The following is a 25,843-nucleotide window of genomic DNA, read 5'->3' as shown; positions in this document are numbered from 1 at the left end:
TCGCGGAAGTTGCATTGGCATTTTGGTATTGACACAGTGCCGACAAAAAATATGAAAATAACACTTCATGTTACAACACCCTACTTTCCCGTATTTTGCTGTTTGCTTTGGCTTCATCAGAAACACTCATTCTCGACTCCCACCGCATACTTGCTCAGCGCATCGCCTCTGAGAGCCGAATCGTTTCCGTCGATATTGAGGCCCATCCCGATAAGGGAAACCAGATTTTCGCTGTCGGCGCGGTCCGATCAGACAGGCCAGACGAGTTCAACCAACCCAGTTCTTTGATCAAGGCTGGCTCGGTTACCGCGTCCCTGAATGACTTCTCCCTTGACGGCCAAGTCCTGTTGGGACATAACTTGAAGCGCCACGACATACTGCTGATGCGCGACCAACTACCACGGTTGGAATGCCTGCAGTGGCCTGTCATCGATACCCTTGAGCTTTCAGCGCTAGCCTTTCCAACAAATCCCTATCATCGATTGGTGAAAGGCTACAAGCTGCTCTCGGATCAGCGTAACAATCCCACCCAGGACGCTCGGGTAGCCCTCAACGTATTCGAAGAAGCCGTCGAGGCGCTGTTGCAGGCCCATGCCCAAGAGCCTTGGTGGCTGGCCGTCCTGCACTTTCTGCTGCATCGCGACCAGGCAATGGCGCTGGTGCTGCGACAGGTGCGCGGCGAAGCTCCACCCGCCGGCGCCATGGTGGCCCCCATCATCGCCAGCCGGTTTTCGGGTCACTGCTGTGCCACTCGATTGCAGGATCTGGTCACCGACATTGCAGCATCGTTCGATAATCAAGATCCTTGGACAGTTGCATTCGCACTTGGTTGGATCCGCGTCGCGGGCGGCAACTCCATCCTTCCGCATTGGGTATTTCACGAAATTCCCGCTGTCAGAAAACTGATTGCCGAACTACGTGAAACGGATTGCCATCAGTCCGAGTGCACATATTGCCGACACAATCACAACCCTGAAGCGCTGCTCGCCGCGCTATTCGGTAAACCCGGCTTCCGGGCGCAACCGGCCACCGCTGACGGCTCTTCATTGCAACGTGCGATCGTCAGCGCCGGCTTGGCTCGCGAAAGCATGCTCGCCGTCCTGCCCACAGGTGGCGGGAAATCCATTTGCTATCAGCTTCCCGCCCTGGTGCACTATCGTCGCTCAGGGCGGTTGACTGTCGTTATCTCGCCGCTGCAATCACTGATGCGGGATCAGGTCGACAATCTGCTGAAAGCCGACGTCCAATGCGCGGCCACCGTCAACGGAATGCTCACTCCGCTGGAACGGCGGGACGTACTGAACCGTATTCGTCTGGGCGATATCGGCATCGTCCTGGTTTCTCCAGAGCAGTTCAGAAGCCGCACTTTCGTCGAAGCAATCCGCATGCGAGAGATCGCCGCCTGGGTATTCGACGAAGCCCACTGCCTGTCCAAATGGGGGCATGACTTCCGGACAGACTACCTATACGTTTCCCGCTTCATCAAGGAACAGTTTCCCGGACACGCGCCGATAGCTTGCTTTACCGCTACGGCCAAACCGGACGTCGTCGACGATCTGATCAGCCACTTTCAGGACAGTCTTCAGATCGAACTGAAACAGTTTCTAGGTGGCCACGAACGCACGAACCTGTCCTATGCCGTAATGCCAACCGCCGGCGGAGAAAAGCCACAGCGCATCGTCGAGCTGTTGCGCGATGGCTTGCGACAAGATGATGCCGCAGTCATTTTCTGCGCGACGCGAAAAAACGCCGAGATCATTGCCCAGATCGTCCTACAGCAAGGTATAGCCTGCGGCTGCTACCACGGGGGTCTCTCGGCCGAACGGCGCAAGGAGACGCAACGCCAGTTTCTGGACGGTGAGTTGCAGGTTATTGCGGCCACCAACGCATTTGGTATGGGCGTGGACAAGCCCAACGTGCGCCTCGTGATCCATGCCGAGATTCCAGGATCTCTGGAAAATTACCTGCAAGAAGCCGGCAGAGCGGGCCGCGATGGCGCCGATGCCCGTTGCGTGTTGCTGTTTGATTCCCAGGATGTGGAGACCCAGTTCCGTCTGGCTTCCACCTCGCAGCTGTCGCAACGAGACTTCACCGGGCTGCTCCGGGCCCTGCGATTTCAAGCCAAGAAGCTTGGCAAGGACGAGATCGTGATCTCGGCCAAAGAGTTGCTGACGCAAAGCACCGGAACGGGCATTGAAGTCGACTCGCCAGATGCCAGCACAAAAGTCACGACTGCCTTGTCCTGGCTGGAACGACACGGCTTTTTGAAGCGCGACGAGAACGCCACCAAAGTGTTCCCGGCAAGCCTGCGCGTGGCGACTCTGCAAGAAGCCAAAGAATGTATTGAAAAGGCTGATCTGACCGCTCGCGTGCAACAGCAGTTCCTCGCTGTCGCCACTGCCCTTTTCAGCTCGGAAACACCCGAAGGTCTGAGCACCGATGAACTCATGCTCGATGCGGGCATCAGGCCCGAAGAGTGCTTTCGCATTGTTCATCAATTGGCCAAACTGGGCATTCTGGTCAACGACCTGGGCCTGACGGTGCGCCTGATGCGGGGAGTGAAAGGCGCATCCGCTTCCCGCCTGGAATATCTGAGCGCGATGGAAAAAGAGCTCGTCGAGCTCATGGCGGAAAGCGCTCCCGACGCCAATCAGACCGACGCACAGCAGCATCTCAATCTGAGAGCGGTCTGCACCGAACTACGACACCGCCTCAAGCTGGACGACGACAAGGGCCAGCTCGACCCGTCGCAAATCCGGGCGTGCTTGCGATCCATGACCGATGGATTTGGCGCCGGCAACGACAAGCGCAGCATGATTCAGCTGCAATCACTCGGCGACGACACGCTGCGCGTGACCCTGCGCCGCCCCTGGTCCAGTATTCGAAAAATATGCGAACTGCGACGTGCCGTCGCCCAAGTCACCCTTAATCGATTGCTCGCCCAAGTGCCGGACGGTGTCAAGGGTGCCTGCCTGGTGGAATGCAAAGCCCAGGATCTGATTGATGCGATCAACGACGATCTGGTTTTGAAAAGCACGTTGCGCGAACCCGAAGTTGCCCTCGAGCACGCCCTGCTTTATCTGCACCAGACTCGGGTACTCGAGTTGGACAAGGGGCGATCCATTTTCCGGTCTGCTATGACCATCCGAATGGACTCGGACAGCGCCAGACGGTTTAACCAGGCCTCTTTTGCGCCTTTGGAGGAGTTCTACAAGGAGCGCACGCTGCAGACGCATGTCATGCATGAATACGCCTTGCTGGGTGTCGAAGACTCCGCAAAAGCACTTGCCCTGGTCAAGGCATACTTCACCTTGCCCCACAAGCAATTCATCCGAGAGTTCTTCCGCGGGCGCACCGAATTGCTCGAGCGCAAAACTACTGACGAGTCCTACCAACGCATCGTAGATGATCTGCGGCATCCCGTGCAGCAGGCTTTGGTCACACAACCTCGAACCGGAAACCACCTGGTTCTGGCCGGCCCCGGCTCTGGAAAAACCCGGGTCATCGTGCATCGAATCGCCTATCTGCTGCGGGTTCAACGCATCCAGCCGGGACGCATCATCGCGCTGACCTACAATCGGGGCGCAGCCATCGAACTAAAGCGTCGGCTGATGGCGCTAGCAGGAGAAGATGCCAACGGCGTATTGGTCATGACCTATCACGCCATGGCACTACGTTTGACCGGCACCAGCCTGGCGGGCGCGGAACGCAATGCCAGCAACGTGGATTTCAAGAAAATGCTGCAGGATGCCATCGACCTGCTCGAAGGCAATGCGTCAGCCCTGGTAGACGCCGACGAGGTGCGAGATCGGCTGCTGCAGGGTTATGAATATATCTTCGTTGACGAATACCAGGACATCGACGAACTACAGTACGCCTTGGTCAGCGCGCTGGCTGGCCGCCGACGATCCGACGCAGACACCAAGCTCAGCATCATGGCCGTGGGCGACGATGACCAAAATATCTACTCGTTCAAAGGCGCAAACATCGAATTCATCCGTCGCTTCCGCGCCGACTATGAAGGAGAGCTTACCTATCTGGTCGAGAATTTCCGCTCCACGCAGAACATCATCTCGGCCGCCAACCACGTTATCCAGCGCGGCGCCGACCGCATGAAGGTGGACCACCCGATCCGCATTGATGCTCGCCGCAAGGACGAGCCGCCCGGAGGCCGATGGGCCACGGCCGATAAAGCGGGTAAAGGCGCCGTTCGCTTGATCACCAGCCCATCAGATCCGAACCTGCAGGCTCAGTTGATCCTCGCCGAGATCCAGCACATCCGACGACTTGACCCCACGACAAAACTCTCGGCGATTGCCGTGCTCAGCCGCACCCATGCTCCCTTGGAGAAAATTCGGGCCATCTGTGACGTCGAAGGTCTTGCCTGCGAGATCACCGGGCCGGAGGCGGCCAAGGGACAGATTGCTCTGATGCGAACACGAGAAGGCTGGGGATTGGCGCAGAGGCTGAGGCAACGCCAGTTGCGCATGGTCCGGCTCCCAGCGCTGCGAAAAATGCTGCTTCGCCTACGACTCGCTCAGCCCAAAAATGGCGTGCTGCTCGATTTGCTGGACGCTGTCGATGAAGTGATTTGCAGCCTGCAGGCAGATGTCGTTCCTGCCGCCGAAGCATTGGATCTGTTTTACGAAGCCTCCAGTGAATTGCGACGCGATGGGCGCGAAAACGCCATCAGGCTGATGACGGCGCACGCAGCCAAAGGGTTGGAGTTTGACCATGTAATCGTCATGGACTGTGACGACTGGCGATGGGACCAAGAAGACGAACGGCGGCTGCTGTATGTTGCGATGACGCGCGCTCGCCAATCATTGAGCTTGATGCGGGCAGAGAGTGGGCGCAACCCCCATCTCGTCGATCTGGGAACGCTGGATGGAGTGCATGACCAGCTGCCGCGCATTCGACCTGAACACCGCGCGGATATTGAACGCCGATATGTCATGCTGGGACCGGCCGACATGGATATCGGATACGCAGGCCGCAAGGCGAAGACCGAGCCTATTCATACCGCGCTCGCCGCGCTGAAAGCCGGCGACGCCGTCGATGTGAGAGGCCGCGTGGTCCATTCCTCGTCGGGCCAAATAGTGGGGCAACTTGCCAAACGCGTAGACGAAACCCCTCTTCAAAATGGGACTGCCAGCGTGATAGCCGTCATGGTGCGTACGCGATCGCAAACCGCCGAACAATACTTGCCTCTGCTCCAGGTGGATCAATGGGAGACGCCACTGGCCGAAGTCGTCGTCATCCCAAGCCAGCCTCACTGATATCCATCACGTCAGTGCGGCCCGCGCAATCGCCGCATCCTGCTCCGGCGTCCCGCCGGACACCCCCAGCGCCCCCAGCAACGCCCCTTGCTCGTCAAACAACGGCAGCCCCCCGCCCATCAGCAACAGCCCACCTGCGTGCACATGATCAAAATGCGGCGCCGGCACGCCCACCTGCAACGGCGCATTCAGCGCTTCGCTGGGCATCCGGAACATCACCGATGCCCGGGCCTTGGCCAGCGCCAGTTCGTTCGATGCCAGCCACGCATCGTCCATGCGCGTAAACGTGACCAGGTTCGCGCCGCGATCCAGCACCGCGAACACCGCCTTCACCCCGGCCTGCTCGGCGGCCTGGCGGCCACGGGCCACCAGGCGATGCGCCTCGTCAATCGCGATGTCAGGCATTCTGTGACCACTCCGTGGCCTGCCACTGTTTGGCCACATCGATCGTCGCAAGCGGCCGCATGGTGCGATACAGGTGTTTCTCGGCGGGAATGATCTCGACCATCGCGTCGATCATTTCCTGCGGATCGGCCTGGTTCAGCAGGCTTGCGCTGAAGTCCGGCATCGGCACCACCGCCTTGTCGGCGTCGTACCACTGCACGAAGCTCTCTGCGCCCGTGTCGTTGAAACCCGTGCCAAAGACGCCGGGGTTCACCGTGGCGACCTTCACGCCATGGGGTTCCAGTTCAGCCTTCATCGACCCGGCAATCGCTTCGATGGCGTGCTTCGTCGCGCAGTAGATGCCCAGAAACGGCACCACCAGAATGCCGCCCATCGACGACGTCCACACCACCTTCCCCGACCGGCGCGCCACCATCTTGGGCACGATGGCCTGCACCAGCTGCAAGTGCCCGAACACATTGATGTCGAACGACTCACGGACCCGCTGCATCGGGATATCCGCAATCGAGCCGCCTTCCATCACGCCCGCGTTCAGCACCAACACGTCGGGATCAAAACGGCCGGCGTGCGCGATGTCGATGCTGTCGAGCAGGTTGAGCTTGATGACCTCCATGGCCACGCCCGCCTCCGCGGCATCTGCCCGCAGGCTGCGCACCTGCGGCCAGGTTTCGGCGGTGGCCACGACCTGGTGGCCCTGACGCGCCAATTCAATTGCGGCGCCCCGACCAAAACCCGAGCTGGCACCTGTAATCAAGATCTTCTGAAACATGGTTTGCATTCCTTCCGTACTGAGATGTGCACTGCTGCCAGCCAGTGTAGGAACACGCTACTATCAAAACAATCACATCAATGCTTGCTGACCTGATGAATCCTATTCACCAATTCAAAGGCTGCGACCTGCTGGCCCTGAACGTATTCCTGGCCGTCGCCGTGCACCGCAGCTTTCGCGCCGCAGCCAAGGAATTCGACATCACGGCGTCGGCAGTCAGCCATTCCATCAAGACCCTGGAACAGCGCCTGGGCGTGCGGCTGCTCAACCGCACCACGCGCAGCATGTCCTTGACCGATGCCGGCGAGCGGCTGGCGGCGAGGCTGCGTCCCACCTTGGCGTCGCTCAGCCACGCCCTGCTGGAAATCGACGACCTGCGCGAGACGCCCAGCGGCACGGTGCGCATCAACGCCAGCGAAGGCGCGGTGCGGCTGGTCCTGCGCCCGCTGCTGGCGCGTTTCCTGCGCACGTATCCGCAGGTGCATCTGGATATCGTGTGCGACGGCAGGCTGAGCGACGTGGTGGGCGAAGGCTTCGACGCCGGTATCCGGCTGGCCGAGGCCGTGCCGCAGGACATGATCTCGGTGCGAGTCGGCGGCCCGGTGCGCTTCGCGGCCGTCGCATCCCCGACCTACTTCGCGGCGCGAGGCCGGCCCACGGTGCCGCAGGATCTGCATCAGCACGACTGCATCCGGTTTCGCTTTGACAGCGGGGGCCTGTACCGCTGGGAGTTCGCGCGGCATGGGGTGCAAGAAAGCATCAACGTGAACGGGCCGCTGACGCTGACGGACCAGCCGCTGATGGTGGACGCGGCAGTGGATGGCATCGGCATTGCCTTCGTGCCGGACCATCTTGCGGTGCAGGCGCTGGAGGACGGCAGGCTGGAACGGGTACTGGAAGATTGGTGCCCGGCGTATCCGGGGCTGTGTCTGTATTACTCGGGGCACCGGCATGTGTCGGGTGCGTTGCGGGCGTTGATTGAGATGTTGCGGGAGGCTGTGTGAGGGGCATCCGTTTACGTGCTTACGCCGCCTCTGATAAAACCATCCATCCGCCCACCGTATTACGCCGCCGAGAATTCATTCATGACCGATACGCTGCAACACCTTAGCCAACAACAACGTGAATTCGCCCAGGATCGCGATTGGGAGCAATTCCATTCCCCCAAGAACCTGGCGTCTGCCCTGATCGTGGAAGCGGGCGAATTGCTCGAACACTTCCAGTGGATGACCGAAGCGCAAAGCCGGTCGCTCTCGCCTGAAAAACTCGCGGAAGTCGGCAGCGAGATCGCCGACGTGCTGCTTTATCTTGTTCAGCTGAGCAACGTGCTGGGCATCGATCCCGTGCAAGCCGCGCAGGCCAAGATTCTGGTCAACGCGCAGAAATACCCCGCTGACCGCGCCAAGGGCCGCAGCACGAAATACGATCAGCTTTGACGGCGCCTGGCAGGATCACGGCGCCCCGCCACGCCTAGCATCAAGACACCGCCGGACTGGCGCGATCCAGCGCCGGAGTCCGCGCCCGATACTGCTCGATCCATTTCACCGACTGCGCAATCCCTCCGAACGGAAAGAAATGCAGGCTCACCGATCCATGGGCGTCCGTCAGCCCGGCGGTCAGGCGATCCACGAACACATCCGGCCCCGCCGTGCCGAACAGCTTGCCCAGCGAGATACCGTACTTGGACCACATTGACGCGCAGGCGCTGACGCCGCACAGCGCGGCATAGCGCGCCAGCACCGCAATACCCGCGGGCCCCGGCACGCCCACTCGCACGGGATGGTCAATGCCCCGCTCGCGCAGCGTTTGCAGCCACGCCAGCGCCACGTCGGCATCAAATCCGAACTGCGTGATGATCAAGGGCGCCATGCCGCCGCGGGTAATCATCTGGCACTTGCGTTCCAGCACCTCCCACCGATCGGACGCGCTCATGACCGGATGCCCTTCCGGATGCCCGCCCACGCCAACGACCCGGATGCCCGCGCGTTCGAAAACGCCGGTTTCGATCAACGACGCACTGTCGGCAAACGGCCCGACCGGGGTCGACGGGTCGCCTGCGATCACGAAGCAGCGCTCGACTCCAGCTTCAGCCACCGCGCGCGTGACGAACGCATCCAGCTCGGCAAGCGACGCGATCCGGCGTGCAGACAAATGCGGCATGGGCTCGAAACCCAGCCCGCGCACGGCCCGCGCAGCAGCCAGTCGCGCCTGGTCGTCCTGCCCGGGCAGGTAGGGAATGGAAATGGTCGACCCGGGCAATATCCGGGGCGCCGCGGCGGTCAGCGCGGCAATGTCCTTCGTGCTGACTTCCAACGAATAGCCGTCGGTGATGTGGCGAAGGGACTTGGGCGTACTGGGATGCATCAGGGAATCAGTGAAAGGCCCGCAGAACGGCTCGAAAGATGGTTCGAAAAGCGGGCTCGACGAACGGGCTCGACAAATGGATTTGCCAGTCGGCTCAGCGGACGGTCTGCGTTCAGCGATAGGGTTCAGGCAATGGCTTCCGGCGCTATGGCGGCAACGGGCACGGCGGCGGGATGGCGGGCCAGTTCGATGAAGGCCCGCACGTAGTCGATGGCCGTATCGGCCTCGCGCGCGCCCAGGAAGATCTGCTTGGCGATGCCGCGCACGCCCAGCCGCACGGGCACCACGTCCATCCTGGCCGCGTATTCCTCGACCAACCAACGGGGCAACGCGGCCACGCCGCGACCGCTGGCCACCATCTGCACCATGATGTCGGTGGTCTCGATGGCCTTGTGGCGCCTGGGCGTGACCCCCGCCGGCAACAGAAACTGGTTGTAGATGTCCAGGCGCTCGATGTCCACGGGGTAGCTGATCAGCACTTCCTGGGTCAGCTGCTGGGGCTTCACATAGGCCGCGCCCGCCAGGGGGTGGCCCTTGGCCACCACCAGCACCTGCTCGTAGTCGAACACCGGCTCGAACTTCAGGCCGGGCTTGAAGAGCGGGTCGGGCGTAACCAGCAGGTCAATCTCGTAGCCGAACAGCGCCCCGATCCCGCCAAACTGGAACTTCTGCTTGACGTCCACATCCACGTCCGGCCAGGCCGCCAGGTAGGGGGACACCACCTTGAGCAGCCACTGGTAGCACGGGTGGCATTCCATGCCGATGCGCAGCGCGCCGCGCTCGCCCTGCGCGAATTGGCCCAGGCGCTCTTCGGCCAGGTCCAGCTGCGGCAGCACCCGGTTGGCCACCGCCAGCAGGTATTGGCCGGCCTGCGTCAGGCGCAGGCTGCGACCTTCGCGCAGCCAGACGTCGGTGCCCAGCTGCTGTTCCAGCTTCTTCATGCTGTGGCTCAGGGCCGACTGGGTCAGGTTCAGCACGCCGGCCGCGGCCGTCAACGACCCCTGCTTTTCGACCTGCTGGACGATGCTGAGGTGGATGCGCTCAAGCATTCAGATGATTCCTGCTCATGGATTCGTGAAATAAAACCATTTTACTTCATCACCCCCCTCCTCTAGCATGCGCTTCCGGCTTGTTGCTGCACCTGCACAAAGCAGATGCGGCGCCGCGTAGATCCCTTCAAGTGAAGCAAAAATGACACGCCCCCTCCGTCTCGTCGCAGTTTCCGGCGGACTGCAACGCCCCTCCAAGTCCGCGGCCCTGGCCGAGCACCTGCTGGACCTGATCGCTGACGAATTCCCCTGCGAACAGCATCTGGTCGAACTGGGTCAGCTTGCCCCCCAACTGGCGGGCGCGGTCTGGCGCTCGCAATTGCCCGACACGGTCGAGCGGGAACTGAGCGTCGTCGAGCAAGCGGACATTCTGGTGGTGACCACCCCCGTCTACCGCGGCTCTTACACGGGTCTGTTCAAGCATTTCTTCGACTTCATCGACCAGGACGCCCTGGTCGACACGCCCGTCTTGCTGGCGGCCACCGGCGGCAGCGAACGCCACGCCCTGATGATCGACCATCAACTGCGGCCGCTGTTCAGCTTCTTCCAGGCACGCACCCTGCCCCTGGGCGTCTACGCCACCGACAAGGATTTCGTCGACTACCGCCTGCAGGACCCGGCCCTGATCGAGCGGACCCGACTGGCCGTCGAGCGGGCATTGCCCTTCATTGAACTGACGCGCGATCCCCGCGCGGCCACCGCCCCAGAAGCGGTCGCGGCCTGAAACACGGTCCATCAAACCACCGACACCGGCGTTATCGCCCCGCAGACTTTTTTAGAAAAACTGGCACACCCAATCAAAATGAGCAACGCGTTCACCTTCAGCATCAAAAGCATCAATTTTGATGAAAATTATCAGCCGTCTGACAGTACGCGCATCACGACCAACTTCGCCAATCTGGCCCGGGGAGCAAGTCGCCAGGAGAATCTGCGCAACACCCTGAAGATGATCGACAAGCGCTTCAATAACCTGGCGCATTGGGACAACCCCAATGGCGACCGCTACTCGGTCGAACTCGAGATCATCTCGGTTGAAATGAACATCGGCGCCGAAGGCGGCAATGCGGCCTTTCCGCTGATCGAGATCCTGAAGACCAACATCGTCGACAAGAAGAACAACGAACGCATCGGAGGCATCGTCGGCAACAACTTCTCGTCGTACGTGCGCGACTACGACTTCAGCGTGCTGCTGCCCGAGCACAACAACAACAAACCCACCTTCAGCACCCCGGAAAATTTCGGCGAACTGCACGGCAAGCTGTTCAAGCACTTCGTCAATTCCAGCACCTACAAGGCAAATTTCAGCAAGCCGCCCGTCATCTGTATCAGCGCCTCCAGCAGCAAGACCTATGTACGCACCGAAAACCAGCACCCCATCCTGGGCGTCGAATATCAGCAGAACGAATTCTCGTCGACCGACCAGTACTTCGAAAAAATGGGCTTGCAGGTCCGCTACTTCATGCCCCCGGGCAGCGCCGCGCCGCTGGCCTTCTACTTCCAGGGCGATCTGCTGGGCCACTACACCACGCTTGAGCTGATCAGCATCATCAGCACGATGGAAACGTTCCAGAAGATCTATCGCCCCGAGATCTACAACGCCAATTCCGCGGCCGGCAAGTTCTATCAGCCGAGCCTGAAGAACCAGGACTACTCGTTGACGCAGATCGTCTACGACCGCGAAGAACGCAGCCAGCTGGCGGTCAAGCAAGGCAAGTTCACGGAAGAACACTTCATCAAGCCGTACGCCAAGACGCTCGAAAGCTGGGCCGCCAACACCGCCCTCTAATCACTCGAAACACACAAGAAACTCAGACCATGAAAAAACTCCTGCCCACTTCCACCGCCGGCAGCCTGCCCAAGCCCTCCTGGCTGGCCCAGCCTGAAAAGCTCTGGTCGCCCTGGAAGCTGCAAGACGAAGAACTGGTCGAGGGCAAGCAAGACGCCCTGCGCCTGGCCCTGCAAGAACAGCAACACGCCGGCATCGACATCGTCAGCGACGGCGAGCAAACCCGTCAGCACTTCGTCACCACGTTCATCGAACACCTCAGCGGCGTCGATTTCGAAAAGCGCGAAACCGTCCGCATTCGTGACCGCTACGACGCCAGCGTACCCACCGTCGTGGGCGACGTCAGCCGCCAGAAGCCGGTGTTCGTCGAAGACGCCAGGTTCCTGCGCCAGCAGACCAAGCAGCCCATCAAGTGGGCCCTGCCCGGCCCCATGACGATGATCGACACGCTGTACGACGGCCACTACAAGAGCCGCGAAAAGCTGGCCTGGGAATTCGCCAAGATCCTGAACCAGGAAGCCCGCGAACTGGAAGCCGCCGGCGTCGACATCATCCAGTTCGACGAGCCGGCCTTCAACGTCTTCTTCGACGAAGTGAATGACTGGGGCATCGCCACCCTGGAACGCGCCATCGAAGGCCTGAAATGCGAAACCGCCGTGCACATCTGCTACGGCTACGGCATCAAGGCCAACACCGACTGGAAGAAGACCCTGGGTTCGGAATGGCGCCAGTACGAGGAATCGTTCCCCAAGCTGCAGCAATCCAACATCGACATCATCTCGCTGGAATGCCACAACTCGCACGTGCCGATCGACCTGCTCGAACTGATCCGCGGCAAGAAGGTCATGGTCGGCGCCATCGACGTGGCCAGCGACAAGGTTGAGACGCCGGAAGAAGTGGCCAACACGCTGCGCAAGGCGCTGAAGTTCGTGGATGCAGACAAGCTGTATCCGTGCACGAACTGCGGCATGGCGCCGCTGTCGCGGGCGATTGCGAAGGGCAAGCTGCTGGCGCTGAGCGAAGGCGCGGAGATTGTGAGGAAGGAACTGCAGGGCTGATAGCCCATTGAAGCGGGATGGGGGTGGAGGGATTGAAGCGGTAGGTTGTTCTCCAAACCCATTCCCAATGAAAAAAGGCGCCGAGGCGCCTTTTTTCATTTACCGCGAAACTACTGCGGTTTTTTTCCACTCGATCATCAATAGGTCTCGCAAGCCCGCGTGGACAAAGGGATTTGCGATGAGCGACATGGGCCGCTACCGTCGTATTTACCGTCACCCGAAAAGCGCTTTGTCTGGTGCGGAAGATGGAAGAACTTGGGGGGCGACGACTCCGGCAACTCCACCTGGAGCAGCGCGATCCGCGAAGCGGAGACGTAACGACGTGTTTCGTTTACCATTTATTTACGTAACGCTGTTTTCGGCTACCGCGAGATGATGCATCCGGTAAGGCAAAAATGCTTCCTCACAAATTAGCGAATACAGCCTCCTAGAGATCGTTAAAGCATCGGAGGGATTCGTGCATCTTCACTCATATCGCCTCAAGAATTTTCGACGTTTGAAGGACGCTCATATAGAGCTAGCTGATGACATCTCGATATTTGTAGGATCGAACAACAGCGGAAAGACGTCGGCAACTCAGGCTATCCAAGCGTTTGTCACGGGTGGAAGGGACCGCTTCAGTCTTTATGATTTCAGCTCTTCATGCTGGAGAGTTTTCGATCAGGCTGGAGAGATCAACTTAGCTGAGCCAGTTGCCGATGGTTTTTCACTGCCAAGCATAGAACTGGATCTCTGGTTCGAAGTAGCCGCACCAGACCTATACCTAGTGATTCCCTTGCTTCCCAGCACAGCGTGGGCAGGAACGAAGGTTGGAATTCGGGTTTCGCTTAGTGCAAAAAACCCCACGACTCTGATCCAAAACTACCAAGAAGCCAAAGCTAAAGCCGCTGAGCAAGTCGCAGAACTGCTGCCGGGGTCACAGTACACACCTTGGCCTCGCTCCATGACTGACTATCTTCAGCGTGAACTTAAAAGCGAATATGAGCTGCGTTATTTCATTTTAGATCGAACGCATTTCGATGAGAATTTTCACGAAATTGAGGACTATCGTCCCGAAGAATTAGGTGGCGAACCAGGCGGGGGCACAATCCTAAAAGCGCTCATCCATATTGATAGCCTGGGAGCTCAACGGCATTTGGCCGACCCAAATCCAGAAGCAGGCGGAAGATCAGAAGACCTATCGAAGCGTCTGAGCCGCTTCTACAAACGCAATCTTAATCAAAGGCAGGACGATCACACAGCGCTCAAGGCTTTGTTCGACTCTGAGCAGGCACTTAACATTCACTTGGATGGGGTATTCAAGCCGATGCTCGATCGGCTAGCAAAGCTGGGGTATCCGGGCATCAATAACCCGCGATTGAAAATTATGTCAGCGCTAGACCCTGCCCACGTGATGAGTCAAGACGCGCGCGTCCACTATCAGATTGGAGATGGCGAAGATGTTGCCACACTCCCTGATAGTTACAACGGGCTCGGCTTCAAGAATCTGATCTACATGGTAGTAGAGATTCTGGACGCCCAAGCAAGATGGATGGCTATGGACAGTCGCCCTCCATTGCACCTGATTTTCGTCGAGGAACCAGAGGCTCACTTGCACGCCCAGCTTCAGCAAGTCTTTATCCGAAATGTGCTTGAACTTCTGAACATAGAAGGCGACGATGAAAGCATATTCGGAAGTCAAATGGTTATAACCACCCACTCGCCACACATTCTTTATGAGCGAGGGTTCAAGCCAATCCGCTATTTCCGTAGAAAGAAGGTTGGCGGCGAACAGATGACTGAGGTCATAAATCTATCTGCCTTCTACCAAGCTCAGCCAGATGACCGAGACTTTCTCGAACGATATTTGAAGCTGACTCACTGTGACCTTTTCTTCTCAGATGCCGCAATTCTTGTTGAAGGCAATGTTGAAAGGTTGCTATTGCCCATAATGATTCAGAAAACGGCGAAAACTCTTCGCTCAGCTTGCCTATGTATTTTGGAGGTCGGCGGAGCCTTTGGTCATCGCTTCCAGTCGCTCATAGAGTTTCTTGGTTTAACTACGCTAATCGTCACTGATATTGACAGCGTAGCGCTCGTGATACCCGGGGCCGAGGCGGACGAAGACGACGAGGAAGCCGAGGAATTCGAGGTTCCTGCTGATGCAGAGGCAGACATCGCTGCGCAGGCTGTGGTCGATGGGCAAAATTCTATCGGCGCGCAAGAGGCAGCCCTGCCCAAGAAGAAGTACGGCAAGGCTTGCTTGCCAAGTGAAGCTGGGGCCGCTACCTCGAACCAGACCCTCATAAAATGGCTTCCTGGCAAGCTAACAATCGAAGAATTGCGCAACTCTTCCGATGCCGACAAAACTCATGAGCTTGAAGATGGTGCAAAGGTTCGCGTTGCCTATCAAACCGAACGTGCTATCACTTGGAACGGCTCCACCGAAAGTCTTTGCGGGCGCACGCTCGAAGAGGACTTCGGCCTCGAAAATGCTGAGTGGTCACAAGCAGCAGCGAGGAAGTCTCTTGGCCTGATTGTGAAAGGGGGGGCCGCCAATCCTTATGAGCTTGCCAGAGGCCTTAATAAGAAGGTTTCAGGCAAGAGCTTCGACAAGACTAAGTTCGCACTGGCTCTATTAACCGAGAACGAAGATACGTGGCACGTCCCTGCATACATTCGTGATGGACTCGTTTGGTTAAGGGACGAGGTTCGCATCGAAGTGGAGAATGTATTGCCCGATATTGTTCTGAATGCCGAAGCCGCCGCCCTAGGAGAAGAGCATGAGTAGCCGGGCGAATAAGCCAGATACCCAAGCGGACCTAGATCTTCGCAACTGTCTTAGAGAGGCTCCACCGCGCAGCTTCATAATGAAGGCTGGTGCCGGCTCTGGAAAAACCACCTCTCTCATTAAGGGGCTGTCGTCGGCCATTCGCATACACGGCGAAAGACTGAAGAAGTCCCGTCAGCGCATTGCTTGCATTACTTACACGGAGATCGCGGCCGGAGAAATATGGAGGGACGTCGGCAGTGATCCGATGGTTCATGTTTCGACTATCCACAGTTTCATGTGGCTGCTAGCCAAACCGTTTCAAAAGGACATTCGCGCTTGGGTGTCCACGCGCATCACGGAGAAAATCGAGGCGCTTGAACAGAAGCAGGCCACTTACGGCCCCAGAGTTCAACAGCGTACGAAAGATAAAGACGCCCGCGACATGGAACGTCTCCGCAGACAGTCTGGTCGCATCGCAGCGGTCAAAGGTTTTCGGTATGGAACAGGTAGCGACTACGTCAAGGGAATCTTGGGACACGACGATATTTTGAAGCTTGTACCCTACCTCATCGCTGAGCGCCCTCTGTTTCGAACCCTTCTCGCGCGCCAGTTTCCCTTCGTATTTGTAGACGAGAGTCAGGACACGACTGCAGAAGTCATCGACCCATTGAAGATTGTCGAACGCGAACCAGGCGTGTCACTTTGCCTCGGCTTCTTCGGCGACCCGATGCAACGAATTTATGCCACGGGAAGTGGCCTGGTCGAAGCATCGCCGAATTGGGCTGACATTCCCAAGCCAGAGAACTTTCGGTGTTCCACCAAAGTGTTGAATCTCGCCAACGCCATACGGCGCGGTGGTGATGACCTCATTCAGGTTCCCGGCGAACGCCTCGGATCCGAAGGCATCGTGCCAACCCCTGAAGGTTCAGCCCATCTTTTCATCTTGCCGGCGGACGATACGCGGGACGCGAACTTGGTACGCGTACGAGACTGGATGGCGGCGCGAACCGATGACAACGAATGGCGAAATGAGCATGATCAGGTCAAACTTCTCGTCATTGTTCACCAGATGGCCGCGAGGCGTTTAGGGTTCGGAGAGCTTTATACGGCACTAAACTCCAAGGCGCCGACAGCATTCAAGGATGGTTTTCTGGATGGATCTGCGTGGCCTCTTTCGCCGTTCGTTAAATTTTTGATTCCAGTGGCCGTAGCCCACAATCAAAGCCGGCAACTTGAAGTGATGCGGCTAATCCGGGAGTACTCACCGCTTCTCGAAAAGGACAATTTACTTGGAGCGAACGTCGCAGAGCGACTCAAGGTGCTCAGTGAGCTTATAGCCTCAATCGCAGATGCCATAGCGGGAAACTCCAATGCCACGATCGGCGAAGTATTGAAGAAGGTCTATGCCGCAGGACTACTAATCCTAGACCACCGACTGGCAGCGTACTTGGACCCTAATGCGCCCCCACCTGTCCCGCCAGTCGAGGAGGCGGGCGATGACGACGACCAAGAAGAAGATGACTCCGACAAGGAAATCGCTTCTATGGATGCTTTTTTGGCATGTCCTGCCACACAGCTTCTGCCGTATCAGACCTACATCTCGGAGCGCTCCCCTTTTTGGACTCAGCAAGGCATCAAAGGAGCAGAATTCGACAGAGTGCTAGTCGTGCTGGACGATGCAGAAAGCACCCATTTCCAGTTTTCCTACGAGAAGTACCTGGGTCTCAAAGCGCCTTCGGATACAGACCGAAAACACATCGAGGCGGGCGAAGAAACGACCATGGATCGAACACGCCGCCTTTTCTATGTGAGTTGCACGAGAGCTCTAAAAGATTTGGCAGTAGTGCTTTTCACAACCGATCCCGATCACGCTGAGGGACATGTTCGCCAACTCGGTCTTTTTGAACCCGATTCCATTCATACTCAAGCCGTCTTTGATGCAGGATGATTCGTTCACGCAGGATCTCCGCCGCTAGTAGGTTGGTGGCCAACTGCACCATGCGGCGCGGGCAGGTTCTTTGTGCGGAAGCGCAGACCAAACTCGACCAGCAGTCTGCTGGCTTAGGTCATGCCCACCTAAGGCCTTGGCGTGGTTCGGCCAAGTGCGCTGCTGGAGTCCTCTTGAAATAGAGAATCGCCGGGACGCTCGCCAGCCTCTGAGGTAAAAAGATGAATTCGAATGATTCAAAAGAGTTTGAGCTTGATGAACTTGCTGCAAAAAGTCATACCCCTCCAGGTTGGCCAATCCAGACTATTGAACTAGTGCCGAGTGGCAGGGCGCCAAAGAAGTATGGCCCAACTACGTATCGGTTTGGTGCGGTGTTGACGCTCAGCGTTATTCTCCCTAGAAGAGGCTGGACGCTCGTAAAGAAAACAAAAAACTACGCTTACTTCATCCCTCCCTCCGACCAATCATCGCCGCCGTTCAATATTTCTATTGCTGTTCCTCCGGCGGAAGAGGTTCTTGCGCTTGTACACAGAAGCTATGCCAGGGGTCAATCATGGAGGGGGCAATTAGGCGAGTGGCCCGCTTGGTACCTTCACGAGCGAAACACAGATCTGCAAGAAATGTGGCGCGATCCCGGAACCGGCCTAATGGCTTCGCGCCTTCACAAGAACCCGCCAAAGTCGAGCTTGACCATCGGCGAATGGGGCGTTTGGGAAGCCAATGCCACGGGCGTAGGCGGCGAGTTTGTCCTAGGAGTCTTGCCTCCCTCTCTCGTGTCTGCACCAGCAATCAGCGGCGCTGCATCAGAATCAACGCTCTCCGAAGGAGCCTCGACGACGGTCGAATTGACGCTCTACGAGCGCAACGCTACGGCACGGAAGCTCTGCATCGCGTACTACGGACCGACCTGCCTAGCATGCGGCCTGAACTATGAAGACAAGTATGGGACAATTGGCGCCGATCTTATCCATGTCCATCACGTCACTCCATTGTCGGCCATTGGCGAGGCTTATCAGGTGGACCCCATACGAGACTTGATCCCCCTCTGCGCCACGTGTCATCACGTCGTACATAGAAGAGACCCTCCATATTCAGTTGCCGAAATGAGAGCCGCGATCACCGCTCAAGCGGCCCGTAAATCTGGTAGTGGTCGAGGAGGCCAAACTTGAGCCATAGCACCTGCCAGTTCTAGATCATCGTGACAACACGCAAGACCTTATCTGCGGGCATGAACTCAAGCGTAACTGTTACACGTTCAGGACCTCCGTCTTCGCGTGGAAACTCCAGCATGATTTGAAGTAGCTACCCCTGTAACCAGCGGACTCAGTAGTCTCAGGAACATCCCATGAAAAAAGGCGCCTAGGCGCCTTTTTTCATTCACCGCGAAACCACCGCAGCTTTATTCCCACTCTATCATCAATAGGAGATTCATATCCCCGTGTAGCGCGGTTTATGATGTGCCACGCAACCCAATGCCATGAAAAATACCACGCTTCTACTTCTTCGATTTTCGCGCGGCCAGTTCGGCGCGCATCCATGCGGATGACTCCGCCATGTCTCGGCGCAGCTCGGCCAACTCGTCTCGGGATAGCTCCACGACTCGCCGGCGTTTCAGTTCGGCTTGTGCCCATTCGATGGACCGGCCCATGTCTTGGCGTAGCGCCTCGATCTCCGCTGGCGTGAGAGAGCAAGGGAAGTCTTTCATTTGATGCCATTCTCCTTGCCACCATCATGGTGTCTACACCAGACTTACCCCGATGATAGACATGATGGAGGGCATTGCGTAGAGCAATTAGTAAACTGCTATCAGGACAGCCATGAAAGTCGAATAAACCCTGCGACACGTCATACAAGGTATGAAATCCCTCAAGGTTATGCTCGAATGCTCGGTCGGGATTGTGGATAGCCTCCTCTTGATCGAACCGCTCTCAAAGCTAAAGCCGAAAAGACAAACAACCCGCGCCCGCAGGCCCTGCGCTAAATGGAGAGCTCCGGGCCTACGCGCGCTGACCCGATGCAACCAGAGGCAGGGGTCCCTTTTGGGAGCCGATAAGGGGTCCCGTTACGACGCCGATTGACATGCATCCCGTTAGACCGGGTCGAACATCCCCCTGAATTCCGGATCGCTAAAGTAGGCAAGCTTTTCAGCAAATATTGGTCATTGCCCGGCCAGGAACAGCAATTGTCCTTTCGCCGGCAGATTGCGCACGTCATCTGGGGTGAGTAGCGGCCGGCCGGTATGCTGTTGGCTGTCGGAGATGCCGGTCTTATCGGAATCGAGGGCTCTCGCCATAGTCTGAAATACGACGGTCTCCTGTCCAAGCAAATCAGAGATGAGGCGGGCGCTGTCATAATCAAGCTGCGTCTCACGTCAGCAGCAGCACAAACAACCCTCGAAGCCTCGCGAAGCCCGCAACTCAGAGATCTGGATGTTCTATCCGCTCCCACGCTGCACCATCGAAGCGGAAAACATCTTTCGATGCGACGACCCAAAGCACGTTTCCGCTCGCCTGCGCAAAGAACGGGCCATTGTCGATGGATTCGTGATCAGCGCGATTGCTCAAGCGCGGAAGAGGGGGATTGAATCTACCAAAATTTCCGGTTTTGGGATCATACTCGTAAAGACCGCCGGGACGAACACTCGCAGCCAGGACAAGCTTTTCCCGATACAAAGTGATCATGTGAAAGAGATTGTGCTGCTGCCGCAATGCGACGGGTGAAAATCCGCGTGCGTAACTCCCGTGCAAGAGCACGCCCTCTCTTCCGCATAGCCAGACGCTATCGTGATTTTCGATGTAAATCCCGGTCAAAGCCGTTACCGGAACTGGGATTTCCAGTTCGTGTAACTCATAACCATCCCAGAAACAAAGGACCGGTTTCGAACCTGGCCCCTCCTCCCCGCACAGATAAATCGCGTCCTCTGACAAGCCATTCATATCAAAGAATAATACGTCGCGAGAAGCAGGAGTAAGCGCCGATCGCGTGACCCATTCCTGCCAATCCGGAGAAAGAAATACCGGCTCTTTTTCAGGTTTTGCGTCTTCCTGCGCATTCGGGTTCAACAGCAATTTCTCAGTCAGCAGACGCCAATCATTGTTTCCCTGGCGCACATAGATTTGCCCGCCTTCTCCGCAGGCATATAGATGCTGGCCGATCTCACGAATACGAGTTAGACGCCCATAACCTTTCGAATCTTCACTCCAACTACCGGCTCCCTGAATTTTCTCCTGAAAATTCTCCTTCCAGTAGGTGTGGTAAACGTCGCCTTCCGACGACAGCAGAACGAAATAACCATCTACCGTAGGATGCTCAACGCTATGATACACCGTCATGCTTTGAATATGGAAACCGAAGTCGGAATACGTCCAGTCCTGCGGCGGCAAGTCGTCACGATCATACCGGTAAAACCGGCCATCGGGATCGAATGGCTCAGCATTGTCTCTCGTTGCGACAACGGCAAGTGTCCTGTCCGGCCTCGCGTACGCTCTCGTAAATTCGATAGGCAGCCTAGTTTTCATGGTTTTCTGGTCGCTCCTTCAACAGCTCCAGACTTCAAAGCCGATATGGTTTCTTCAGGAAGAGGAGGATATTGTTTAGCTCGTAAAAGCTGGAACGGATTTTTTCCAGCATATTGGGTCGTCAGCGCCGCCATAATCTCTTTTGCACAATCCGGCCTCACGCTTATCATAGCCTGGGCCGACGCCTGAACTACTTTATGTAAGGGCGCAGTGAAAGGTGGCGTAGAATTTCTGCCGGCATTTTCGATCGCCTTGTCCGCCAGATGCCCGCCCCAGTGCTCGGTTTGCTCGACCCGGGCATTGCCAATAACACATATAGCCATACCATCATTTAGACTGGGCATCTTCGGGATGCGCTTGTCGGCTTCCTTGATCGATTGCGACCAAGTCTCGATATCTGATGAAGGCCTCGCCGTAGAGCCTCATGGCGTTAGCAAAACGCCCAAGAGCGCTGGCAATACTTTTTACTGTTAAATCGTCCATCCGCTGCGCCTACCGGTTAAAAGGCATGACTGTCTCGGGACTCATGTGTCGAGCATGTCCCACTCGTCGCCGAGCACCCAGCGTATTGCAGACAGCTTGCCATTGATCATCCCCCACTCGAAGTCGGTCCAAGGCCCCAGCTCCTCAGTGCCGAGCTCTTCTTCGGCCCTCTTCATTGCGGCGAGCATCCCTTCCCAAATCGTATCTACCATTAGGTTTCGCCGTTCTTCCGGGGAAGCTTGGTCCCAAATCTCTTTAGGCACCAACTTTTCTTTACCGTTTTCGACGCGATCAATGATGTTCCATTTCCTGTTGTACCAAACCTGGGTTGTCAGCTTGCTCTCCGCCTCAAGAAGCTCAGAAAGCTGTCTGGGATCTTGGTTGTATTCACGCTCGAATCTGGTCTCTTCGATCAGGTCGCTCGCGAACTCGCCGAGCAGCGCACTAAGGTTAGTTTCGTATCGCGATCTCACACCATCAAAGAGCGGAGCCAAATCGGAATGAGGGATACGCGTATCAGCCCCTTTTTGGCTGAAGTCGTGGATGTTGTGGGTCACGAAGGCGAACACGTCCTCGTCTTTACGCTCGGCTAGCGCATCAATGTAGGTCTCGATAATGATGGCATCGCCAATCCCGTTCATTTGCCGATGAAACGGAGCAATCTTAGCAATAGCTCGATCCGCAGCGCGCACCTTGATGTTATCGCTGGCCGGTACAGGCGTAGTTTTCTCGAACAACTTTTCGATCAAGTCCACCGCCTCGTTCACAGCCTCTCCACCAGTTGCAACCCGGTGATCGACTTCGTTTAGCTGCTTCAGTGTGGAATCCCGCCCATCTTCAGGGGCGAATTGGATAATCGCCTCCCTAACGCGCTTGAAGTGACTGGAAAGACTGGCCCGGCTCGCAGCCATTACTCGGTCTCGATTTCGCGAAAATTCCTCGATGACTATCTGAGGCATGATGAGAACCACCTCGCCTCCATCGGTCATCGCGGACAGCGCATCCAGCAGTGGAAGTTGGCGGTGGTCCTTTGTAAGGTCCAGCCACACCGAAGTATCAATTAACAAATTCAAAGCCATTCGTGTTCATTCCCCATTACAATTTGCCCAAGCGCCTCGGCGATTTGCTATAGCACCAATAAAGTATGCGTCATTCCATGACGATTTAGATGGACACTGTTCCTTGGCGTCGATTCTTCGCAAGCCAGAGCTTCATAATGCGCCGGTGTGCCAATTCGGTTCTTGCCCACTCATGGATTGCCGCATCTCCTGCCTTAGCCTCTCGATCTCGCCCGGCGACAGTTTTTGCACGCGCGGTTCGCGGCCGTCTGTCATGATCTTGCGTCCCCTTGGCAGCCCGCAGCCAAGGCATCCTCCTCGGTCAATGCATCCTCTTGGAAGGCCCCCATGAGGTCTGCCTCGGCCTGGCTGACCTCAGCCCATATCCGTTTGACCTGAGCCGGGCTGTAGCCGGCCAACTCGGCCGTCCTGGTGATGCTGTGGCCGGAGCGGCGCAACGCGATTACCTGGGCGCGGCGCTTTGGATCGGCACGACGTCCCCGGTACTTGCCTGCCCCCTTCGCAAGCTCAATACCCTGGCGCTGACGCTCGCGGCGGTCCTCGTAGTCATCGCGGGCCATCTGTAGGGCGAGCTTCAAAAGCATGTCCTGAATCGATTCCAGCACGACCTTGGCGACGCCCGTTGCCTCGGCGGCCAACTCGGACAGGTCCACCACTCCGGGAACGGCTAGGCGAGCGCCCTTGCCCCGAATCGCGTCAACCAGACGCTCGGCCTCGGCGAGCGGCAAGCGGCTGATACGGTCGATTTTCTCCGCAATGACCACCTCGCCCGGCTGTAGGTCTGCGATCATGCGCAGCAGCTCAGGCCGATCAGGACGGGCACCTGATGCCTTCTCGCGGTAGACGCCGGCAACGTAGTAGCCGGCCGCCCGCGCGGCCTCGATGATGCTTTCCTGGCGTTCCAGGTCCTGCGCGTCAGTGCTGACGCGCAGATATACCCGCGCCACGCGAGGGGATGGGTGGCCGTTCATGATGTTGCGTCCCATACGTCACCATCCTCTATGCTTATGTCTGCTGGCAGCAGCGCCCTTGCGGCAGACAGTGCTGCGTCCCGGCTACCGTGGGGAATCGATTTCATTCATTCGGCTCCTTTGGGTATAGGTTAATGCGCCCATGGTAGCTCACCAGGCTCAATTTCGAAAGGCGGGTTTATATGCGCCTAGCGCATTTTCCCGGCCCTAATGAGCTGCCAAGACAATTTCAGCGCCCCTGACAGACAGTGGCTTCACGCCCACATATGTGCTAATGTGGGTTTGTGTAATCTGCGGAGCTTATCTTATGAGTCGCCTGACCATCGACATAACGGACCAGCAGCACCAAAGCCTCAAGGCTCTGGCCGCCTTGCAGGGGAAGACCATCAAGCAATACGCCCTGGAACGCCTGTTTCCTGGTGATGCGGACGCCGAGCAGGCATGGCAGGAGCTGAAAACCCTGCTGAGCACGCGCGTCAGCGACGGGCTAGCCGGCAAGGTGTCCACCAAGAGCGTCGGAGAAATTCTCAATGAGGAACTTGACGGGGACCGCGCTTGACGGCCTACGTCCTAACGACCGATGCCGAAGCCGATCTACGCGGCATCATCCGCTACACGCGCAAGGAATGGGGCGCGGCCCAGGTACGGCGCTATATCGCCAAGTTGGAACAGGGGATTGCCGCCCTCGCTGACGGACACCGCCCCTTCAAGGACATGAGCGAAATTTACCCGGCGCTGCGGATGGCCCGCTGTGAACATCACTACGTCTTTTGCCTGCCACGCCAGCGAGCGCCCGCATTGGTCGTGGCGATTTTTCATGAACGCATGGATCTCATGACGCGATTGGCTGGCAGGCTCAACAGGGAGGATTCGAGCGCATGAAAACGCGAAACGTAGTTGATGCTCTGTCCATGTCCGGGCTGGCAGATACCGAGATTGACACCGAAATTCATTCAGGCAGCGGCAATGTCTATGTCGATATCGGCTTGCCGGATGCTGACGCAATGCTGGCTAAATCGCACCTCGTTGCGCAGCTCGGTCGGATCATCCACGAACGGCAGTGGTCGCGGGAACAGGCGGCCGCCGTGGTGGGCCTGTCAACGTCTGCGCTGTCGCGAGTGCTGCGCGGCCAGTTCCGCGCCTACCAGGTCGATGACGTGGCCGGCTGGCTCAACAAGGCCAGGGACGCGGCGAGATGAGCTGGGACAAACGTGGAGAAGACAAGGCGAAATAACAAGGGCGGCACACTGGCCGCCCTTGTTGTCGGGATACCTTAAAGGGAAGATTAGCGGCGCTTGCGGCCGTTGAATAGCCCGACGCGCACTTTTGAGAGCTTGTCAGCGGTTCCGATCAGCCTTTGCCCAGTACGGAGCATGACGGTCTGCTGTAGGTGTTCCATCTTGGCAAAGAATGCTTTGGTCAATGGGTCGAACCCAAATGCCCAAATCAGGCGGCCGAGTAGATAGAAGCCAGGCACGAACACCAGGAACAGTACCGGCCAGATGACGAAGAAGTCAGAGAACGTGTGCGGGAGCAGGAAATCCATAAAGCCTCCGATTTATTGAAAACGGCCGTGATGAGCGCTCAGAACGTTCTGAATCTGCGTTCTGGCTTTCAGGAAGTCATCGCGTGTCGCGAGGCCCGTTTCGGCCTGGTAGAACAGCACCATGAACATGTTGGCCGTGGCTTCGGCCAGCGGCCCCAGCTCGCGGGCGGTTGCCTGGTCCAGCCAGTCGATATCGTTCAGTTCCGCTGCCGCGTGCTGAACGACTTGGGAAAATTCGTTAGGATGTACAGTTGCCATTTTTCACCTCTCTCACAGGTGGATAGTGGAAGTGTCGGCCGGCGTTGCATCGTCGGCCGACGCGCTTTAGGTCGCCTGCGGCCGGTTTACGAACGCCGCGACCTCATCATTGCCGGCGTCTGCCGGCGCATTGTCATTCGAGCTGGAAAGGCTGCTGTCAGCGGTCGAGCTGCTGGCCGCCTTGATCGTCGCAGCGAGCTTGCCGCCGGCGGTTTCCGCAATCCGGCTCTTGGCCGCGTCGGCCATGCTGCCGGCTTTGGCCGAGGCCATCGAGCCGATGCCTTTGGCGAGGTTGGCGACGGTCCCTTTCGCGATCTGGCCGGCTGTCTTGCCAGCAGAGGAGCTACCGCCTCCACTCTTACCGCCAGAGCTTCCGCCGCCCGATGCGCCATCGCCGGCCGCCTGCGCCATCGGGGAGCCGCTGTCCGAATTACTGAAGCCGGCGGCTTGAGCATACGGTGACGCCGTATTCCCGCCGCCACCCGAACCGCCAGATTCCCCGCTGCCGCTGATGCTCGGCATACCTCCGCCATCGGCGGCTTGCGCGGCCGCCGAGGCGGCCGCCATGAGGGCTTGAG

General features: G+C 57.8%; 23 protein-coding genes and 2 pseudogenes. 12 read left to right on the top strand and 13 right to left on the bottom strand.

The window, feature by feature from the left end; all coding sequences use genetic code 11:
• Positions 1-107: 107 nt before the first annotated feature.
• A complete protein-coding gene (locus AC6LJ2_RS02180; protein ID WP_498150646.1) occupies positions 108-5,279 on the top strand; it encodes a RecQ family ATP-dependent DNA helicase in 5,172 nt (1,723 codons plus the stop codon).
• Positions 5,280-5,285: 6 nt separating this feature from the next.
• Here the strand turns inward: AC6LJ2_RS02180 and AC6LJ2_RS02175 are convergent, their stop codons facing one another.
• Both AC6LJ2_RS02175 and AC6LJ2_RS02170 read right to left on the bottom strand, forming a co-directional pair.
• Positions 5,286-5,684 (bottom strand): GlcG/HbpS family heme-binding protein, encoded by a 399-nt coding sequence (locus tag AC6LJ2_RS02175; protein ID WP_498150645.1) that lies wholly within the window; start codon positions 5,682-5,684, stop codon positions 5,286-5,288.
• The gene (locus tag AC6LJ2_RS02170; protein WP_263914034.1) at positions 5,677-6,453 is read right to left on the bottom strand and encodes an SDR family oxidoreductase; all 777 of its coding nucleotides are present in this window, start codon (positions 6,451-6,453) and stop codon (positions 5,677-5,679) included. Before AC6LJ2_RS02170 ends, AC6LJ2_RS02175 begins: the two co-directional genes overlap by 8 nt.
• A 95-nt stretch (positions 6,454-6,548) precedes the next feature.
• On the opposite strand from AC6LJ2_RS02170, the gene AC6LJ2_RS02165 reads away from it, so the two are divergent.
• Positions 6,549-7,457, top strand: a complete 909-nt coding sequence (locus AC6LJ2_RS02165; protein WP_498150644.1) for a LysR family transcriptional regulator — start codon at positions 6,549-6,551, stop codon at positions 7,455-7,457.
• Positions 7,458-7,538: 81 nt separating this feature from the next.
• On the top strand, positions 7,539-7,889 hold the full coding sequence (locus AC6LJ2_RS02160; RefSeq protein ID WP_498150643.1) for a nucleotide pyrophosphohydrolase: 351 nt from the start codon (positions 7,539-7,541) through the stop codon (positions 7,887-7,889).
• A 40-nt stretch (positions 7,890-7,929) separates the two neighbouring features.
• On the opposite strand, the gene AC6LJ2_RS02155 is transcribed toward AC6LJ2_RS02160, so the two are convergent.
• Both AC6LJ2_RS02155 and AC6LJ2_RS02150 read right to left on the bottom strand, forming a co-directional pair.
• Complete coding sequence (locus AC6LJ2_RS02155) at positions 7,930-8,817, bottom strand: methylenetetrahydrofolate reductase (protein ID WP_498150642.1); 888 nt, start codon at positions 8,815-8,817, stop codon at positions 7,930-7,932.
• 125 nt (positions 8,818-8,942) lie between these two features.
• Positions 8,943-9,866 (bottom strand): LysR family transcriptional regulator, encoded by a 924-nt coding sequence (locus AC6LJ2_RS02150; RefSeq protein ID WP_175192163.1) that lies wholly within the window; start codon positions 9,864-9,866, stop codon positions 8,943-8,945.
• A gap of 142 nt (positions 9,867-10,008) precedes the next feature.
• On the opposite strand from AC6LJ2_RS02150, the gene msuE reads away from it, so the two are divergent.
• From msuE to AC6LJ2_RS02120, 6 genes are all read left to right on the top strand, one after another.
• Complete coding sequence (gene msuE, locus AC6LJ2_RS02145; protein WP_498150641.1) at positions 10,009-10,590, top strand: FMN reductase; 582 nt, start codon at positions 10,009-10,011, stop codon at positions 10,588-10,590.
• Positions 10,591-10,668: 78 nt separating this feature from the next.
• The gene (locus tag AC6LJ2_RS02140) at positions 10,669-11,652 is read left to right on the top strand and encodes a DUF1852 domain-containing protein (RefSeq protein ID WP_498150640.1); all 984 of its coding nucleotides are present in this window, start codon (positions 10,669-10,671) and stop codon (positions 11,650-11,652) included.
• Positions 11,653-11,681: 29 nt separating this feature from the next.
• Positions 11,682-12,710: a methionine synthase gene (locus AC6LJ2_RS02135; RefSeq protein ID WP_498150639.1), complete on the top strand. Its 1,029-nt coding sequence runs from the start codon at positions 11,682-11,684 to the stop codon at positions 12,708-12,710.
• Between the two features lie 457 nt (positions 12,711-13,167).
• On the top strand, positions 13,168-15,480 hold the full coding sequence (locus AC6LJ2_RS02130) for an ATP-dependent nuclease (RefSeq protein ID WP_498150638.1): 2,313 nt from the start codon (positions 13,168-13,170) through the stop codon (positions 15,478-15,480).
• Positions 15,473-17,410, top strand: coding sequence for a UvrD-helicase domain-containing protein (locus AC6LJ2_RS02125; RefSeq protein WP_498150637.1), 1,938 nt, complete (start codon positions 15,473-15,475; stop codon positions 17,408-17,410). The genes AC6LJ2_RS02130 and AC6LJ2_RS02125 overlap by 8 nt, the downstream gene beginning before the upstream one ends.
• Positions 17,411-17,631: 221 nt before the next feature.
• Positions 17,632-18,579 carry an HNH endonuclease gene (locus AC6LJ2_RS02120; protein WP_445656715.1) on the top strand — a complete coding sequence of 316 codons (948 nt, stop codon included), beginning with the start codon at positions 17,632-17,634 and terminating at the stop codon, positions 18,577-18,579.
• Between the two features lie 326 nt (positions 18,580-18,905).
• Here the strand turns inward: AC6LJ2_RS02120 and AC6LJ2_RS02115 are convergent, their stop codons facing one another.
• The 6 genes and pseudogenes from AC6LJ2_RS02115 to AC6LJ2_RS02090 form a co-directional block, all read right to left on the bottom strand.
• A complete protein-coding gene (locus tag AC6LJ2_RS02115) occupies positions 18,906-19,115 on the bottom strand; it encodes a hypothetical protein (RefSeq protein ID WP_034043854.1) in 210 nt (69 codons plus the stop codon).
• A 453-nt stretch (positions 19,116-19,568) separates the two neighbouring features.
• A pseudogene (locus AC6LJ2_RS02110) lies at positions 19,569-19,754 on the bottom strand (type IV secretory system conjugative DNA transfer family protein); the annotation flags it as partial.
• Positions 19,755-19,827: 73 nt separating this feature from the next.
• On the bottom strand, positions 19,828-20,928 hold the full coding sequence (locus AC6LJ2_RS02105) for a hypothetical protein (protein ID WP_153576098.1): 1,101 nt from the start codon (positions 20,926-20,928) through the stop codon (positions 19,828-19,830).
• On the bottom strand, positions 20,925-21,272 hold the full coding sequence (locus AC6LJ2_RS02100) for a hypothetical protein (RefSeq protein WP_153576097.1): 348 nt from the start codon (positions 21,270-21,272) through the stop codon (positions 20,925-20,927). The genes AC6LJ2_RS02105 and AC6LJ2_RS02100 overlap by 4 nt, the downstream gene beginning before the upstream one ends.
• A gap of 180 nt (positions 21,273-21,452) precedes the next feature.
• A complete protein-coding gene (locus AC6LJ2_RS02095) occupies positions 21,453-22,490 on the bottom strand; it encodes a PIN domain-containing protein (RefSeq protein ID WP_034043849.1) in 1,038 nt (345 codons plus the stop codon).
• Between the two features lie 251 nt (positions 22,491-22,741).
• Complete coding sequence (locus AC6LJ2_RS02090; RefSeq protein WP_233622050.1) at positions 22,742-23,476, bottom strand: recombinase family protein; 735 nt, start codon at positions 23,474-23,476, stop codon at positions 22,742-22,744.
• A gap of 292 nt (positions 23,477-23,768) precedes the next feature.
• Here AC6LJ2_RS02090 and AC6LJ2_RS02085 point away from each other — a divergent pair, with 292 nt between their 5' ends.
• The 3 genes from AC6LJ2_RS02085 to AC6LJ2_RS02075 are packed head-to-tail and all read left to right on the top strand — an operon-like array spanning position 23,769 to position 24,660.
• Positions 23,769-24,020: a type II TA system antitoxin, ParD family gene (locus tag AC6LJ2_RS02085; protein WP_034043847.1), complete on the top strand. Its 252-nt coding sequence runs from the start codon at positions 23,769-23,771 to the stop codon at positions 24,018-24,020.
• Positions 24,017-24,343, top strand: a complete 327-nt coding sequence (locus AC6LJ2_RS02080) for a type II toxin-antitoxin system RelE/ParE family toxin (protein ID WP_200012244.1) — start codon at positions 24,017-24,019, stop codon at positions 24,341-24,343. The genes AC6LJ2_RS02085 and AC6LJ2_RS02080 overlap by 4 nt, the downstream gene beginning before the upstream one ends.
• A complete protein-coding gene (locus AC6LJ2_RS02075; RefSeq protein ID WP_052168512.1) occupies positions 24,340-24,660 on the top strand; it encodes a helix-turn-helix domain-containing protein in 321 nt (106 codons plus the stop codon). Before AC6LJ2_RS02080 ends, AC6LJ2_RS02075 begins: the two co-directional genes overlap by 4 nt.
• Before the next feature lie 86 nt (positions 24,661-24,746).
• Here the strand turns inward: AC6LJ2_RS02075 and AC6LJ2_RS02070 are convergent, their stop codons facing one another.
• The 3 genes and pseudogenes from AC6LJ2_RS02070 to AC6LJ2_RS02060 all read right to left on the bottom strand — a co-directional run.
• Positions 24,747-25,007: a hypothetical protein gene (locus AC6LJ2_RS02070; protein ID WP_034043842.1), complete on the bottom strand. Its 261-nt coding sequence runs from the start codon at positions 25,005-25,007 to the stop codon at positions 24,747-24,749.
• Positions 25,008-25,019: 12 nt separating this feature from the next.
• Positions 25,020-25,265 (bottom strand): type I toxin-antitoxin system ptaRNA1 family toxin, encoded by a 246-nt coding sequence (locus tag AC6LJ2_RS02065; RefSeq protein ID WP_200012249.1) that lies wholly within the window; start codon positions 25,263-25,265, stop codon positions 25,020-25,022.
• Positions 25,266-25,331: 66 nt separating this feature from the next.
• Positions 25,332-25,843: pseudogene (locus AC6LJ2_RS02060) on the bottom strand (P-type conjugative transfer protein TrbL); the annotation flags it as partial.

The sequence above is a fragment of the Achromobacter sp. 1014246743 genome (assembly GCF_059760725.1).
Note: the sequence above shows the minus strand (reverse complement) of the source record. Positions and strands in the feature narration are given on the sequence as shown.

Bases quoted from the DNA above. Each gene is read 5' to 3' on its own strand.
- AC6LJ2_RS02175 (WP_498150645.1), bottom strand. From the start codon at position 5,684: ATGCCTGACATCGCGATTGACGAGGCGCATCGCCTGGTGGCCCGTGGC.
- AC6LJ2_RS02170 (WP_263914034.1), bottom strand. From the start codon at position 6,453: ATGTTTCAGAAGATCTTGATTACAGGTGCCAGCTCGGGTTTTGGTCGG.
- AC6LJ2_RS02165 (WP_498150644.1), top strand. From the start codon at position 6,549: ATGAATCCTATTCACCAATTCAAAGGCTGCGACCTGCTGGCCCTGAAC.
- AC6LJ2_RS02160 (WP_498150643.1), top strand. From the start codon at position 7,539: ATGACCGATACGCTGCAACACCTTAGCCAACAACAACGTGAATTCGCC.
- AC6LJ2_RS02155 (WP_498150642.1), bottom strand. From the start codon at position 8,817: ATGCATCCCAGTACGCCCAAGTCCCTTCGCCACATCACCGACGGCTAT.
- AC6LJ2_RS02150 (WP_175192163.1), bottom strand. From the start codon at position 9,866: ATGCTTGAGCGCATCCACCTCAGCATCGTCCAGCAGGTCGAAAAGCAG.
- msuE (WP_498150641.1), top strand. From the start codon at position 10,009: ATGACACGCCCCCTCCGTCTCGTCGCAGTTTCCGGCGGACTGCAACGC.
- AC6LJ2_RS02140 (WP_498150640.1), top strand. From the start codon at position 10,669: ATGAGCAACGCGTTCACCTTCAGCATCAAAAGCATCAATTTTGATGAA.
- AC6LJ2_RS02135 (WP_498150639.1), top strand. From the start codon at position 11,682: ATGAAAAAACTCCTGCCCACTTCCACCGCCGGCAGCCTGCCCAAGCCC.
- AC6LJ2_RS02125 (WP_498150637.1), top strand. From the start codon at position 15,473: ATGAGTAGCCGGGCGAATAAGCCAGATACCCAAGCGGACCTAGATCTT.
- AC6LJ2_RS02120 (WP_445656715.1), top strand. From the start codon at position 17,632: ATGAATTCGAATGATTCAAAAGAGTTTGAGCTTGATGAACTTGCTGCA.
- AC6LJ2_RS02115 (WP_034043854.1), bottom strand. From the start codon at position 19,115: ATGAAAGACTTCCCTTGCTCTCTCACGCCAGCGGAGATCGAGGCGCTA.
- AC6LJ2_RS02105 (WP_153576098.1), bottom strand. From the start codon at position 20,928: ATGAAAACTAGGCTGCCTATCGAATTTACGAGAGCGTACGCGAGGCCG.
- AC6LJ2_RS02100 (WP_153576097.1), bottom strand. From the start codon at position 21,272: ATGCCCAGTCTAAATGATGGTATGGCTATATGTGTTATTGGCAATGCC.
- AC6LJ2_RS02095 (WP_034043849.1), bottom strand. From the start codon at position 22,490: ATGGCTTTGAATTTGTTAATTGATACTTCGGTGTGGCTGGACCTTACA.
- AC6LJ2_RS02090 (WP_233622050.1), bottom strand. From the start codon at position 23,476: ATGGGACGCAACATCATGAACGGCCACCCATCCCCTCGCGTGGCGCGG.
- AC6LJ2_RS02085 (WP_034043847.1), top strand. From the start codon at position 23,769: ATGAGTCGCCTGACCATCGACATAACGGACCAGCAGCACCAAAGCCTC.
- AC6LJ2_RS02075 (WP_052168512.1), top strand. From the start codon at position 24,340: ATGAAAACGCGAAACGTAGTTGATGCTCTGTCCATGTCCGGGCTGGCA.
- AC6LJ2_RS02070 (WP_034043842.1), bottom strand. From the start codon at position 25,007: ATGGATTTCCTGCTCCCGCACACGTTCTCTGACTTCTTCGTCATCTGG.
- AC6LJ2_RS02065 (WP_200012249.1), bottom strand. From the start codon at position 25,265: ATGGCAACTGTACATCCTAACGAATTTTCCCAAGTCGTTCAGCACGCG.